Origin of the sequence: Thalassospira sp. HJ (assembly GCF_000948415.1) — a bacterium.
GTDB lineage: Bacteria > Pseudomonadota > Alphaproteobacteria > Rhodospirillales > Thalassospiraceae > Thalassospira.
This window is the reverse complement of the sequence record NZ_JYII01000004.1, coordinates 21,195-35,659: the sequence shown is the minus strand read 5'-3', so window position 1 is coordinate 35,659 and position 14,465 is coordinate 21,195. Positions and strand designations below refer to the sequence as shown.

Genomic DNA, 14,465 nt, shown 5'->3' with positions numbered 1-14,465 from the left:
TGGCGGCGGACGTTTGGAAGTGCGCAATGCTCTTTACTATGCTGCATTACCGGCAATACGCTTCGATCCTCTGCTACGCGACTTCTACAAACGCCTGACTGAAAACGGAAAACCCGGCAAGGTTGCTGTGATTGCTGTCGTCAGAAAAATGGTCACCATCCTCAATGCGAGAATGCGTGACCATTATGCTTTAATACTTGACGGCTAATACCGCTGCTTTTTGTTTGTCTATATACCGGCGGCAAAGATCACAGCAGCCCCAACGCCAATCAGCCCGACCCTGACCAGGATCGGTTTTGGCGCAATCAGCCCATAGGAAATTGCCGTCAATCCAAGCGCAACCTTAAGCCCGGCGATCACCGCCCAAACAGGATCACTGGCAAGCTCGATCAGGGTGCTGTTGGCGATCATGGCAAGCGGCACGATATAAAGCCCGATGCCGAGCGCCATGGCCGTCCCGGCAACCTTGAGCCAGTTTTCCTCGACCATGCCGGCGGCAATGAACACCGCCCCGCATACCGGTGGCGTAATGGTCGAAAGCAGCGCAAACCAGAAGATAAACAGATGCGCCTGAAGCGGCTCAAGCCCCAACTCAATCAGGGCAGGACCGGCGACCGAGACGCAAATCACATAGGCCGCCGTGGTCGGGACTTCCATGCCAAGGATCAGACAGGCAAGGGCAGTTAAAAGAAGGGCTGGCCACAGCATCCCCCCCGATCCCGAAATCAGGAGCGAGGTAATCTTCACACCAAGCCCGGTCAGGCCAAGCACCCCGATCACGATCGAGGCACACAAAATGATCGACCCGATCATCGCCACCTGACGCCCGGCATTCAGGCACACATCGGTGAAACGTTCCTTGCTGCGCGCAAGATCAACACTGAGATCCGCATCAAGCAACAACAACGCCGCCCCGGCCAGAAGGGCCAGGCAGGCTGCATATTGCGGCGTATAGTCGCCAACAAACATGCCCCACAGCAGGATGGTAAACGGCACCATGAAAAAACCCGATGTGATCAGAACCGCACGCATGTTTGGGCGGTCTTCCTTGGGCACACCCGGCAGATCAAAACGCAGGGCAAAGGCATTGATGCCAACCCAGACGGCAAGGAAGTAAAGCACGGCCGGCAACATGGCCGCGACCATGATATCGACATAGGGCTTGCCGGTAAGTTCCACCATGACAAAGGCCCCTGCCCCCATCAATGGCGGCATGATCTGACCACCGCTTGATGCCACCGCCTCAACCGCCGCCGCAAGGCGTTTGGGGTATCCGAGTTTGGTCATGGCCGGCAGGGTAATCGCCCCGGTCGAAGCGACATTGGCCGATGCAGACCCCGATATCGAACCAAAAAGTGCCGATGACACCACCGAAACCTTCGCCGCCCCGCCCTTGAGCCGACCAGCAGCAGCGCCTGCAACATTCATGAAGCCCTGACCGGCTTCGCCGCCATTCAGAACCGCGCCAAAAATCACAAAGATCGCAACGATATTGACCGACACACCGGTCAGGCTGCCCCAAAGGCCACCCTCGGCGATGGTCAGGGTACCCAGCATGCTTTCAATCGGAAGCCCTGCATGCCCGAACTCGCCCGGGACATGTTGCCCGAACAGCGCATAAAGAAGTGCAATCGCCGCTACTGTCGGCAAGGGCCAACCAATCGCACGGCGCGCCATTTCAAGCACGACCAGCAACAGTGAGACCGCCAGCATGATCTGACTGTTGCCAATCAGAAATCCGTACTGATCGCCAAGCGTCTGATGATTGATGACAAGCCAGCCGCACCCGATCAGACCAATAATCGTCAGAAGGATGCCCGAGATTTTCTGGGCCGGAGTTTTGGCAACAAAGATTAGCGCCCAGGGTAAGGCCAGCGCCATGTGGATCGGGCGGCTGACAAGGTTGGGCACCAATCCTGAAAAGATCAGCCATAGGTGGAAGGCAATCGAAACGGCGCCAAGGGCGATCCAGAAGGGGCGAGTGGAGGCTGACATATCGTAAATGGCTTGCTTGATAAGAAATGGCCCGGCAGTTCTGCCGGGCCTTTAACATGTGATCGGATCAGCGATCAGCGCTGATCATCGCGAACGGAAAAACCAACTTCGTCATAATAGCGAAGCGCACCCGGATGCATTTTGCCAGTGATGTTGGCAAGCATTTCCGGCGTCACACCATTCCACCAGGATGAGCTTTCACCCATTACGGCTTTCTGATCCCAAAAGGTTTTGGTCAGTGCATAAGCCGTGTCTGCATCCATCTGGGTGGTGGCAAAGGCAACAACCGAAAGCGATGCGGTGGTGATGTCCTCGCTCTGACCTTTATAGGTACCTGCCGGGATGACAGTTTTGTCACGCTTGGTTTCGGCAAGCTGTTCTTCGGAAAGTGACAGCACCGTCACATCGGTGCCGGCAGCAGCTTCGATCACGTTCGGAGCCGGCCAGGAGCCAGCGGTCACGAAACCATCGATCTGACCGTTTTTAAGGGCCGCAACAGCGTTGGAAAGCTCGGCATCGGCCAGATCAACCTTGCCTTCAAGGCCAAACAGCTGAAGGTATTTTTCACCTTCACGCGCGCCAAACGATCCCTTGCCGAGCAGGATGGTTTTACCTTCGAGATCGGCAAAGCTGGTCGCACCGGAATCCGCACGCATGACGAAATGCATGGTCAGAGACGGGATCGGGAACAGGGCGCGGACTTCAGCAAACTTTTCGGTTGGACGGCCATCGAACGGGCCTTTGCCGTTCTGTGCCAGGCTCACCAGACCGGGCGGGGAGGTAAAGACATAGTTGCCCGGACGCACCATGGCTTCCATGACGTTCTGAACCGAACCCTGGCTTTCCTCGACCGTGACGATGATGTCACCATCGGTACCGGTTTTCATCGCTTCGGCAAACTGGGCTGCCATCTGATAGTAGGATGAAGCGGCCTTGGCCGATTTCATGGTGACACGGGTTTCGGCCTGCGCGGCATTTGCCACGGACAGGGCCATCATACCGGCGGCAATCACGCCGAGAGTGCGCATAATTTTCAAGGTTTCCTCCCCTTGTATGGTGGGTTCACCGTCTGGCTTGAATGCCGTTTATGGCCGGTGGACCGAAAGTCTGGTGGCGTAGCGCAAAAACCAACCTCGTTTCAAGCCGATTTTGGCAAAATGCGCCTGATTTGGGTCCATAGAAAGCATCAATCCCCCCAAGGTCAAGCTGCTTGTGCGATTTTCCCAAATCAAAGGCGCTTTCGGCCCGAAACATGGCCCGTTTACACATAGCAGTTGCGCAAAAGCGGCACTATGCGTGCAAGTCCCACGGGCTTAAAGAAAGGCAACAAATTTGACGGAACTTCTTGTGCACTGTGGTGTTAAACCCAAAATGCACTTATCCCCTTATTGGCCAAAGGCTTGTAAGGATTGACAGGCCTGATCCCCTACCGCAGGGTGCCTGCCATCTTGAAATTCAAACGAGGAAGCCATGCCGCGTTCGCCGGTCGCCCTGATCATTGCACTGTCTGCCACACTGTTTGCTGCCTTTGCGCTTAACAGTGGGGCGTCATTGCAATCATCGCTTCTGGCGCTGCGCGCCTCTGCCGAGGGATTTGCACCAGTCTATACCGGTATCATCATGGCATCCTATTATATCGGCTTTGTTGCCGGCATCATTTGGGGCGCAAGCCTTGTGAACCGGGTGGGGCATATCCGGACATTTGCCGCCCTGGCATCGGCCGCCTCGGCGATCACGCTTTTGCATGCTGTTCTGGTCGATCCGATCACCTGGTCGCTTTTCCGCATCATGACCGGGCTTTGTGTTTCCGGTCTGTATCTGGTGATTGAAAGCTGGCTGAATGCGCAGGCTGACAATACCTCGCGCGGCGGGACGATTGCGATTTACATGACCGTGTCCCTTGGCGGTCTGGCGATTGGTCAGCTGTTGCTCAATGGTGCCCCGGTCAGCAGTTTCGAGCTGTTTACGGTAGCGTCCGTCTTGCTCTCACTCTCACTGGTTCCACTCGCCCTTACCCGTCAGCCACCGCCTTCTGCGGTCAGTGGCGAACGCATGACGTTCCGTCGCCTGTACAAGATTTCCCCGCTTGGCTTTGTCGCGGCATCTGGTGCCGGTGTGCTTTCTGGCGCAGTTTACGGTGTCGGTCCGGTCTTTGCCGCCGACCTTGGCCTTGCGACCAATGACATCGCCTATTTCATGTTCTTTGTCATTCTGGGCGGCATGATCATGCAGTTCCCGATCGGCAAGATATCGGACATGGTACCGCGCCAATATGTCATGATCTTTGTTCTGACCGGGCTTGCGATTTCGGGGATCTTCCCGCTGATTGCGCCCGATCTTGTGCGCGAAAATCTGACGGTCTGGGGCGGGATCACGGGCGTGTTCATCATGCCGGTCTATGGATTGGCCGTGGCCTATGTGAATGACTATCTCGAACCCGAAGATATCGTTCCGGCATCGGGTGGTCTTTTGATTATTTATGGTGCGTCGGCGGCCACCGGTCCGCTTCTGGGGTCCAGTGCCATCGGGCATTTTGGCCCGTGGGCATTGCCGGTTCTGTTTTCCATTATCGGCATTTCCGTTGCCAGCTTTGCGATGTATCGCGCAGGCTTTGGCCGTCGTATCTCGATTGAGGAACAAGGTCAGTTCGTTGCCGTTCCGCGTACAACGCCGATGGCTTTTGAGCTTTCACCGATTACCGACGATGTCAGCACCGATAACAATGATGAAGGCAACCCGGCCGAAGATGAAGCCGAGCAAAAGCCGTTCGATCCGCACGATCTGGAAGATTTGCTAACCCCGGATGGCACGGCCCACCCGGACGATATCGGTCAGGTTCCGGCAGCAGACGGTGATGAAACGGCCGATCCGGAAACGGACAAGAAAACCTGAGCACAGGTTACCGGATCGCTCGGCACCCATCGGGCGCGCTTCCATAATACGGAAAACATCCCGTAAATTTGAAACAGGCTGTGGACCCGCCCCGGCTTCAACCCATATGTTGAGAACCAACGATAGGCGGGTTGGCTTTGCGGCGCGCGTTGCGCTTGCCGGCAAAACCACATTTGCCGCCCGAAACAGTTCCAAGTCTGGTGAGAGAAAACATGACCCAACGCATCCAAGAAGGTGGTCTTCAGATTGCAAAAGTGCTGCATGATCTGGTGGCCAACGAAGTCATTCCGGGAACAGGGATCAGTTCCGATCAGTTCTGGGCATCCTTTGAAAAGCTCGTCACCGAACTTGGACCACGCAACAAGGCGCTGCTGGCAAAGCGCGACGAATTGCAGGCCAAGATCGACGAATGGCATCTGTCGCGTCTGGACCAACCGCGTGACCCGGCGGCCTACAAGGAATTCCTGACCGAGATCGGTTATCTCCTGCCCGAAGGTGATGACTTCTATATCACCACCACCAATGTCGATCCGGAAATCGGCCGGGTTGCAGGCCCGCAGCTGGTCGTGCCGGTGATGAATGCGCGCTATGCGCTGAATGCAGCCAATGCACGCTGGGGCAGCCTTTACGATGCCCTTTATGGTACCGATGTCATCGACGAGGCCGATGGCAAAGAAAAGACCAAGGGCTTCAACCCGAAACGTGGTGCTGCGGTTGTCGCCTATGCGGCGAACTTCCTTGATGAGTGCGCCCCGCTTGCGACCGGCAAACATGCCGATGCCGCCAAATACGAAGTCCGCGAAGATGGCTCTGGCTGGTGGACGCTGGTTGTGACCCTGGCCGATGGCAGCGAAACCGCACTTGAATTGCCGTCGCAGTTTATCGGCTACAACGAAAAGGACGGCAAGCTGACCGACATCCTGCTGCGTCGTCACAGCCTGCATGTCGAAATCCATATTGATCCGACCCACCCGATCGGCAAGGAACATGCCGCAGGCGTATGCGACGTGATCATGGAATCGGCTGTCAGCACCATTCAGGACTGCGAAGATTCGATCGCTGCCGTTGATGCCGATGACAAGACCGTTGCCTATCGCAACTGGCTTGGCCTGATGAAGGGCACGCTTGAGGAAAAGTTTGAAAAGGGCGGCAAGACGATCACCCGTCGTCTGAACCCGGACCGCACCTATAAGGGTGTGGATGGCAATGAAGTTGTCCTGCCGGGTCGCAGCCTGATGCTGATCCGTAATGTCGGCCACCTGATGACCACCGATGCGGTGCTTGATGCCAATGGCAACGAAGTCCCGGAAGGCTTCCTGGATGCCATGGTCACCAGCCTGATCGCCAAGCATGACGTGATCGGCAATAACGAACTTTCGAACTCGCGTCATGGCAGCGTCTATATCGTGAAGCCGAAAATGCACGGCCCCGAAGAGGTCGAGCTGACCAACGATCTGTTTGGCTTTGTCGAACAGGCGATTGATCTGCCCGAGCACACCTTGAAAGTTGGCATCATGGATGAGGAGCGCCGCACGACGGTGAACCTCAAGGAGTGCATCCGTGCCGCCAAAGACCGAGTGGTCTTCATCAATACCGGCTTCCTTGATCGTACCGGTGATGAAATCCATACCAGCATGGAAGCAGGCCCGATGGTCCGCAAGGAAGCGATGAAGGACCAGTACTGGATCGCGGCCTATGAAAACTGGAACGTCGATATCGGTCTTGAATGCGGCATGAAGGGCGTTGCCCAGATCGGCAAGGGCATGTGGGCCAAGCCGGACCGTATGGCAGAAATGATGGAAGCCAAGATCGGCCATCCGAAGGCCGGGGCGAAATGCGCATGGGTTCCGTCGCCGACGGCTGCAACCCTGCATGCCATTCACTATCATCAGGTTGATGTTCGTGCCGTGCAGGACGAAATCGGCAAACGCGAACGCGCAAGCCTTGATGACATTCTGGCAATCCCGCGTCTGGGTGACATCAAACCAATGCCAAGCGAAATCCAGGAAGAGCTTGATAACAATGCCCAGGGCATTCTGGGTTATGTTGTCCGCTGGATCGATAGCGGCATTGGCTGCTCCAAGGTGCCTGACATCAATGATGTCGGCCTGATGGAAGACCGTGCGACGCTTCGTATTTCCAGCCAGCATATTGCCAACTGGCTCCATCATGGCCTGTGCAGTGAAGAACAGGTGATGGAAACCATGAAGCGTATGGCCGCCGTCGTCGACAAGCAAAATGAAGGTGACCCGACCTATCGCAACATGGCCCCGAACTTTGATGACAGCGTCGCCTTTGCGGCAGCCTGTGATCTGGTCTTCAAGGGTCGCGAGCAGCCGAACGGTTACACCGAGCCGGTCCTGCATGCGCGCCGTCGCGAAGCCAAGGCAAAATACGGCGCCTAATCGCGATACCACGCACCAAAACAAACCAAAAACAAAAGCCGCCCGATCCGTTCGGGCGGCTTTTATGTTGCAAGAAAATGCTGCAGCATAACGCGCAGCATTTAAACCGGGATCAATTGCCCAGTGTCATGATCTCATAGCCCTTTTCGGTAACGACAAGGGTGTGTTCGTACTGCACGGTCGCATCACCGGTATCGGCATAGAGCGTCCAGCCATCCTCGCTATCGAGCGCCCATTTCGCCCCAAGCGACAGGAACGGCTCAATCGTGATGACCTGCCCTTTCTTGAGCGCGCGGCGTTCCTTGGGGTCATCCCATGTCGGAATAGTGTGGGGATGTTCATGCAGCGACTTGCCAATGCCATGGCTGGCAAGGTTGCGGATCAGGGTATAGCCACCCTTGCGGGCAAAGTTTTCGATCTTAAGCCCGATCTCACGGATCGGGGCCTTGTCGCGCACCACCTTGATACCCGTCCACATCGCCTTCTTGCCGTCTTCACACAGTTTGACGAGTTCGGGTTTTGCCGTGCCGCAAATAAAGCTGGCACCGGTATCGGAAAAGTATCCGTCAAGCGATGCCGACACATCGATATTGACCAGATCACCGTCTGCCAGAACCTGATCCCCCGGGATGCCATGTGCGACGGCCTCATTGACGCTGATGCAGGTCGCACCGGGGAATTTATATTCGCTTTCCGGTGCGGAAATCGCCCCGGAATCTTCAAGAACCTTGCGCCCGATCTGATCCAGCTCGGCGGTTGTAATCCCGGGAACAGCAGCCGCCCCCATGACGTCACGCGCACGGGCACAAATGCGCCCGATCTTGCGCATCTGTTCGAGTTCTTTTTCCGATGAAATTGTCATGGAATGCTTATTGCGATGCCGTAATGCAAAGTCAAGAAAACCCGCACTGTGTCAAAGATCCCACAAAGAAAACGACGGCCATCATAAATGGCCGTCGCAACAAACTCGGATCTCATCCAATCAAATGATGATCAAACATCAAAGAACACAGTTTCGTTTTCACCCTGCAGCACGATGTCAAACCGATAGACCGGCAAGGGACCGCTGTCATCGAGGCTTGCAATCAGGGTTTTACGACGTTCATGCTGCTCGATCAGGTTGAGAACCGGATCATTGGCATTTTTGTCGGCCTCGTCTGCAAAATACATCCGGGTGTTCAGGCCAATGTTGATCCCGCGCGCCACGATCCAGAAATTGATATGCGGTGCCATGTCGCGATTATTGCGACCTGAAACCACGCCCGGCTTGATGGTTTCAAAACGATAGACCGCGGTATCGAAATCGGTTCCGGTCCGGCCCCAACCGCGGAAACCCTCGTCCACTTTGCCGGATTTTTGGCGATCAAGTTCGTGGTTGTAGCGGCCGTCCGCATTGGCCTGCCAGATTTCAAGCAGCGCATCACGAAGCGGCGTACCCGTGCCATCAATCACGCGGCCTTCGACGATGATACGTTCCCCACGGGTGTTTTCATCGGCCAGAATGTTGGTGAAGTTGTTTTCAAAGATGTCAAAACCGGCCTGCTTGGGGATAAGCCCGATATGAACATAGGGGCCCGCTGTCTGGGAGGCTGTTTCTTTGAGATAATCAAGCGACTGAACCATAGATCAGTTTCCTTCCAGACGGTTTTCAAACAGGGTCGAACGGCGACCGCGCAGAACGATGTCGAACTTGTAGGCAATGGTATCGAGCGGCACCGAGCCATTCAGATCAATCGGCGCAATCAGGCGGTTGATCGCATCTTCGTCCGGGATGACATGGACAATCGGGCATTCCTTGATCAGCGGATCGCCTTCGAAATACATCTGCGTGATAAGGCGCTGGGCAAAGCCGGATCCGAAGACCGAGAAATGGATATGGGCCGGACGCCAGCTATTGACGTAGTTGCGCCACGGATACGGGCCCGGCTTTATGGTGCGGAAGAAGTAGTAGCCGTTTTCATCGGTAAGTGCGCGACCACAGCCGCCAAAGTTCGGATCAATCGGGGCGAGATAGGTATCTTTCTTGTGGCGATAGCGCCCACCGGCATTGGCCTGCCAGAATTCGACCAGTGTGTTGGGCACGGGACGGTTGTTTTCATCCAGAACCCGGCCATGAACGATGATGCGTTCGCCAATCGGATCGCCATCCTTGGCATAGTTGCGGATCAGATCGTTATCAAGCGGACCCAATTCGTTCTGACCGAAAACCGGACCGGTGACTTCGGACAGGGACCCTTGCAGCGACAGCAGTGACTGGCGCGGCGAACGCGCGACCGATGTCTTGTAAATCGGCGTGTAGCCAGCGGGCTGAAGCGTTCTGTCACGCTGATAGAATTCCATGATGTTTCCTCCGCAGATGATGCTCCGGACAGTTGAATGTCGGCGTTAAGGGCATCCTGCGCGGCCAATTGCATAAAATAAATGCATCATTTATCATGTTATTCATGAGCAATTTTGATCATTTGGAACTGGACGGCCATGCGCTGCGTCTGTTTCTGGCCGTTCTGGAAGAAGGGTCGGTGACGGCGGCGGCCGAACGGCTTGGCGTGACGCAATCTGCGGTCAGTCACAACCTGACCAAATTGCGCCGGATCATGCGCGACCCGCTTTTCACCAAATCCGGCCGCGGGATTGTTGCAACGGCGCACGCGCAGAACCTGGCCGAACAGGCGCGGTTTCTTCTTGATCAGATGCAGGCCTTTGCCAGTGGTGCGGATTTCGACCCCGATGGCGCATCCATGACGCTGACGATTGCCGCCAATGATCTGCAGCGTGATCTTTTGCTGCCGACCCTGTTTCGTAACCTTGAGGATGCACTTGCCAACATCCGGATGACGGTGGTGCCGTCACTTTTGCCGGGACCGGCCTTGCTGCGTGAAAATCACTGTGACCTGCTGATTTCGCCGCGCCCGCCCGAAGGGGTCGATATTGTGCAAAAGCGCCTTCTGACGGATCATTACATGGTGTTTTATGATCCGGATATGCGGGGCGCCCCGCAAAGCCCGGACGATTACCTTGAAGCACGCCATGTCACGGTGCGCTATGGCAATAACCGCACGCTTGAATTTGATGACATGCTTGAAAGTCAGGGCGTTGATCGCAACATCGTTTTGCGGGTGCCGAATTTCACCGCCATTGCCGAATTCCTGCGCGGAAGTAACATGATCGCGACCTTGCCGAGCCTTTTGCAAAAGCATGCCCTGCGCGATTTCGCCCGTGCACCTATGCCCGTGACCGACCTTAAAGACGGCACGCTTGATCTGCCGATTTTCATGTGTTGGCACCAACGTTATCAGCATGATCCATCGCATCGCTGGTTGCGCGAACAGCTTGAAGATGTTGCCGCAACCCGATTGCGCATGCCAACCAAAGAACCCGTTTCGCAACCCACAAGTCAGGGGCAGGCCCCGCAAAGGACATCATGACGATTACAGAAATCATCTATTGGCTTGAACTGGCCGGGGTTGCTGTTTTTGCGATTACCGGCGCGCTTGAGGCATCACGTCGTCAGATGGACATTATGGGGTTTGTCCTGATTGCGACCTTTACCGGGATCGGCGGCGGCACGGTGCGCGATGTGATTACCGGCGCGACGCCGGTTTTCTGGATCCGTGACATCACCTGGCTTGTGACCTGTATCGGGGCTGCGGTCCTGACATACTTCACCGCCCATCTGGTGGAGCGGCGCTACGTTGCCCTGCTGTGGCTCGATGCGCTGGGGCTTGCGATGTTCGGGGTTACCGGGGCAGCGATTGGGCTAAACCTTGGTGTATCGCCGTTGGTGGCCGTAATTCTTGGTATGATCACCGCGACTTTTGGCGGGATGGTGCGTGATGTGGTGTGTAATGAAATACCGCTGATCCTGCGGCCAGAGATTTATATTACCTGTGCGCTGGTAGGTGCCGGGATCTATGTAATCGGCACGGCCATCCTTGCACTGCCCAGTGGTCCGATTGCGGTGATTGCCTTTTTTGCTGCCTTCCTGATGCGGGCCTGCGCAATCAAGTTCAAGCTAAGCTTCCCGGTCTACAAGGCACGTCCGGGTCGGGAATACTAGACGACAATTTACCGATTTGCGTGCCTACTCGACGATCAGCTGAACCCGATCACTTGAAAAGGCGGTCACGCCATATTCAATCGGCACGCCAGCAGAATCGACATCAACGCTTTCGGTCGAAATCACCGGTCGATTGCGCGCCTGCTTGAGCAAGTTCGCCACCCGTGATGACGGCAGCGTCGCGGAGATACGGGTGGTCTTGCGGCTGTAATCATCAATCCCGAAGCGTTTAAGTGCCTCGGTGAGTGACTTGGTCTCGACAAATATTTCGACAATGCCGTCAAAGCGGGCCGCCGGCAGGTAACTTGTCGCCACCGCAAGCGGCACACCGTCGGCCTCGGAAACCGAGAACAATTCAATCACCCGCGTGCCCGGTTTGACATCAAGGAACTGCGCGACAGTTGCAGTAGCCTTGAGCACCTCGGACGAAACAAGACGCTTGTCTGGCAGCCGGTGCCGACCCGACACGATCTGCGAAAAGCGGGTTTTCGATCCAAGCGGGTAATCAAGGATCTGTTCCTGCACAAAGGCACCACGCCCCTGCTCGACACGGACAACATTGGAATCGACAAGTGCGGCCATTGCGCGACGCACCGTATGGCGGTTAACACCAAAACGCCGGACCAACTCCATCTCGGTCGGCATCTTGTCACCGGGTGCAAATACACCGTCGGAGATATCAGCTAGAAGCTGCTTTTCTATTTGCTTCCAGATAGATAGACCCGGTTCCCAATCCATTACATTCCCCGTTCATAAAACTTTCACCGCAAGACCTTTGCCAACAGTGCTGGATCGTCTTATAACGTCAATAGGTATAGACGTCTAGACAAATTTTGAATTTGTCGACATAAGTTGAAAAGGGATCAGTTTGATGACGGCGCACCCCGCCCCGAATGCCCGGACCAATCAGAACCGGAATGCAGACACCCCCACCGACCCGCAAATTGCCGCACGTCAGAAATGGATGTCGGTTCTGGCCCGTACATCACGTGCCCGGCTTGAAGCGCAGTGGTCGGAAAATCACAGCAGCGAAAACTGGACCCACCTGCGCGAACCGCAGATCGGCATGGTGATGGTGCGTGGTCGCGCTGGTGGTGCCGGGCAGCGGTTTAACCTTGGTGAAATGACGGTAACACGCTGTGCCGTCACCCTATCTGATGGCACCGTCGGACATTCCTACGTCAAGGGACGTGATCGCATTCAGGCGCAATATGCCGCCCTGTTTGATGCAGTGATGCTGCGCGACGGATCGGCAAGCAACTTCATCGAAACCCTCGCCACCGAACAGGCCACCGCCAAACGCGATCATGCGCGCAAGGTTGCCGCCACCAAAGTTGATTTCTTCACCCTTGTCCGCGGAGACGATTGATGACCCTGCAATCCCAGACAAGTGACTTGCTGCCCGGTTTTGACCACGCGGCCTTTGATTCCAATGCCGTGTTTCGCGCCCTGCTTGATGCCATGTCGCGCCCCGGCCGGATTTATGATCTGCCGGTCAATGTTGCAGCGCCCGATGGCCTGAATGAAGCCGCGACGGCAGCCCTTCTTGCCATGGCGGACATGGATACCACCGTGTGGCTGTCGCCATCCTGCGCAACCAAATCCGCTGGTGATCATTTGAAATTCCATTGTGGCTGCCCGATCAGTACAGATGTCAAACAGGCTGACTTCGCGGTCGCGCGCATTTACGATGACCTGTCTTTCATTACCGACCTTGCCGTTGGCAATGCCGAATACCCGGATCAATCGGCGACCCTGATCCTGATGGTCGATGAGATTTCAGATCACCCTGCCATGACCCTTTCGGGTCCGGGCATCAAGGACACGCATAGCCTTGCGATCAAGAACCTGCCGGAAAGCTTCCATGCCTGGCGGGCAGAGAACCATCACCTGTTTCCGTGCGGCGTTGATGTGATTTTCGCAAGCCCTACCCAGATCGCCGCCCTGTCGCGCACCACCCGGATCGAGGTCAATTAATCATGTATGTTGCGGTAAAAGGTGGCGAACGTGCCATCAACAATGCTCACAAGCTTCTGGCCGAGCAGCGCCGGGGCGACAAGGACATTGCCGAAATCGAAACCGATCAGATCGAACAGCAATTGTCGCTGTCGGTGACCCGCGTCATGGCAGAAGGGTCACTTTATGACCGTGATCTGGCTGCCCTTGCGATCAAGCAGGGCCGTGGTGATTTGATCGAGGCAATCTTTTTGATGCGGGCCTATCGCACGACGCTGCCGCGTTTTGCGTTTTCCAAGCCGATCAAAACCGCCGAGATGGATGTTTCGCGCCGCATTTCGGCAACCTTCAAAGACCTGCCCGGCGGGCAGATCCTGGGACCAACCTTTGATTACACGCACCGTCTTCTCGATTTCACGCTGATGGCGAATGGCGAAGCGCCGAGCGAAGCGCCAAGTGGCGAACAACCGGTCGATGAAAACATGCCGCGCGTTCTCGATGACATCCTGAACTATGAAGGTCTTATTCAGGATGAACCGGTGCCGGTCGAGGAAAATGCCCCGGTTGCCGATCTGACCCGAGAGCCGGTCAAATTCCCGGCTGGACGTGATCTGCGCCTGCAGAACCTGTCGCGCGGGGATGAGGGATTTGTTCTGGCCCTTGGTTATTCCACCCAGCGCGGTTACGCCAACAGCCACGCCTTTGTTGGTGAAATCCGCTATGGCACCGTCTCGGTCGAGATCGAGCCCGAAGAACTCGGCTTTGCGATTGATATCGGCGACATCGAACTGACCGAGTGCGAGACTGTCAACAAGTTCAAGGGATCGAAAACCAAGCTGCCGCAATTTACCCGCGGTTACGGATTGGTGTTTGGTCAAAACGAACGCAAAGCCATTTCGATGGCGCTGGTTGATCGTGCCATGCGCGCCAATGAGATGGGCGAACAGATCATGGGCCCGGCGCAGGACAGCGAGTTCGTGATGGAACATAGCGACAATGTCCAGTCCACCGGCTTTGTCGAACATATCAAGCTGCCACACTATGTCGATTTCCAGGGTGAACTGGAACTGGTGCGCCGCATGCGCGCAGAAGTCGAGGAACGCCTGGCAAAGTCCGAAGCCGAAAATGGCACATCCCAACCCGAGGCCGCGGAGTAATCC

The 14,465-nt window shown here is 56.0% G+C and carries 13 protein-coding genes and 1 pseudogene; 8 read left to right on the top strand and 6 right to left on the bottom strand.

Features of this window, described 5'->3' with window-relative positions; translation table 11 throughout:
* Positions 1 to 208 (top strand): annotated as a pseudogene (locus UF64_RS20485) (IS110 family transposase); the annotation flags it as partial.
* Between the two features lie 20 nt (positions 209 to 228).
* Here the strand turns inward: UF64_RS20485 and UF64_RS02015 are convergent.
* Together UF64_RS02015 and UF64_RS02010 are read right to left on the bottom strand one after the other, a co-directional pair.
* Positions 229 to 1,995 carry a TRAP transporter fused permease subunit gene (locus UF64_RS02015; protein ID WP_044826959.1) on the bottom strand — a complete coding sequence of 589 codons (1,767 nt, stop codon included), beginning with the start codon at positions 1,993 to 1,995 and terminating at the stop codon, positions 229 to 231.
* A 74-nt stretch (positions 1,996 to 2,069) separates the two neighbouring features.
* A complete protein-coding gene (locus UF64_RS02010) occupies positions 2,070 to 3,023 on the bottom strand; it encodes a TAXI family TRAP transporter solute-binding subunit (protein ID WP_044826958.1) in 954 nt (317 codons plus the stop codon).
* 442 nt (positions 3,024 to 3,465) lie between these two features.
* On the opposite strand from UF64_RS02010, the gene UF64_RS02000 reads away from it, so the two are divergent.
* Together UF64_RS02000 and UF64_RS01995 are read left to right on the top strand one after the other, a co-directional pair.
* Entirely contained in the window at positions 3,466 to 4,887 is a 1,422-nt protein-coding gene (locus UF64_RS02000) for an MFS transporter (RefSeq protein ID WP_044826956.1), read from the top strand.
* A 212-nt stretch (positions 4,888 to 5,099) separates the two neighbouring features.
* Positions 5,100 to 7,292, top strand: a complete 2,193-nt coding sequence (locus UF64_RS01995; protein WP_044826955.1) for a malate synthase G — start codon at positions 5,100 to 5,102, stop codon at positions 7,290 to 7,292.
* Positions 7,293 to 7,404: 112 nt separating this feature from the next.
* Here the strand turns inward: UF64_RS01995 and map are convergent, their stop codons facing one another.
* The 3 genes from map to pcaH all read right to left on the bottom strand — a co-directional run bounded on the left by map (position 7,405) and on the right by pcaH (position 9,632).
* On the bottom strand, positions 7,405 to 8,154 hold the full coding sequence (map, locus tag UF64_RS01990; protein WP_044826954.1) for a type I methionyl aminopeptidase: 750 nt from the start codon (positions 8,152 to 8,154) through the stop codon (positions 7,405 to 7,407).
* A 131-nt stretch (positions 8,155 to 8,285) separates the two neighbouring features.
* Positions 8,286 to 8,915 (bottom strand): protocatechuate 3,4-dioxygenase subunit alpha, encoded by a 630-nt coding sequence (gene pcaG, locus UF64_RS01985; protein ID WP_044826953.1) that lies wholly within the window; start codon positions 8,913 to 8,915, stop codon positions 8,286 to 8,288.
* A gap of 3 nt (positions 8,916 to 8,918) precedes the next feature.
* On the bottom strand, positions 8,919 to 9,632 hold the full coding sequence (gene pcaH / locus UF64_RS01980; RefSeq protein WP_082049458.1) for a protocatechuate 3,4-dioxygenase subunit beta: 714 nt from the start codon (positions 9,630 to 9,632) through the stop codon (positions 8,919 to 8,921).
* A 104-nt stretch (positions 9,633 to 9,736) separates the two neighbouring features.
* On the opposite strand from pcaH, the gene UF64_RS01975 reads away from it, so the two are divergent.
* Positions 9,737 to 10,717, top strand: coding sequence for a LysR family transcriptional regulator (locus UF64_RS01975; RefSeq protein ID WP_044826951.1), 981 nt, complete (start codon positions 9,737 to 9,739; stop codon positions 10,715 to 10,717).
* A complete protein-coding gene (locus UF64_RS01970) occupies positions 10,714 to 11,349 on the top strand; it encodes a trimeric intracellular cation channel family protein (protein ID WP_044826950.1) in 636 nt (211 codons plus the stop codon). Before UF64_RS01975 ends, UF64_RS01970 begins: the two co-directional genes overlap by 4 nt.
* Before the next feature lie 24 nt (positions 11,350 to 11,373).
* On the opposite strand, the gene phnF is transcribed toward UF64_RS01970, so the two are convergent.
* Positions 11,374 to 12,087 (bottom strand): phosphonate metabolism transcriptional regulator PhnF, encoded by a 714-nt coding sequence (gene phnF / locus UF64_RS01965; protein WP_044826949.1) that lies wholly within the window; start codon positions 12,085 to 12,087, stop codon positions 11,374 to 11,376.
* A gap of 133 nt (positions 12,088 to 12,220) precedes the next feature.
* Between phnF and phnG the strand changes: the two genes are divergently transcribed.
* The 3 genes from phnG to UF64_RS01950 are packed head-to-tail and all read left to right on the top strand — an operon-like array spanning position 12,221 to position 14,462.
* Positions 12,221 to 12,718 carry a phosphonate C-P lyase system protein PhnG gene (gene phnG / locus UF64_RS01960; protein ID WP_082049457.1) on the top strand — a complete coding sequence of 166 codons (498 nt, stop codon included), beginning with the start codon at positions 12,221 to 12,223 and terminating at the stop codon, positions 12,716 to 12,718.
* Positions 12,718 to 13,326, top strand: a complete 609-nt coding sequence (gene phnH, locus UF64_RS01955) for a phosphonate C-P lyase system protein PhnH (RefSeq protein WP_044826948.1) — start codon at positions 12,718 to 12,720, stop codon at positions 13,324 to 13,326. The genes phnG and phnH overlap by 1 nt, the downstream gene beginning before the upstream one ends.
* A gap of 2 nt (positions 13,327 to 13,328) precedes the next feature.
* On the top strand, positions 13,329 to 14,462 hold the full coding sequence (locus tag UF64_RS01950) for a carbon-phosphorus lyase complex subunit PhnI (protein WP_044826947.1): 1,134 nt from the start codon (positions 13,329 to 13,331) through the stop codon (positions 14,460 to 14,462).
* Positions 14,463 to 14,465: the final 3 nt, after the last annotated feature.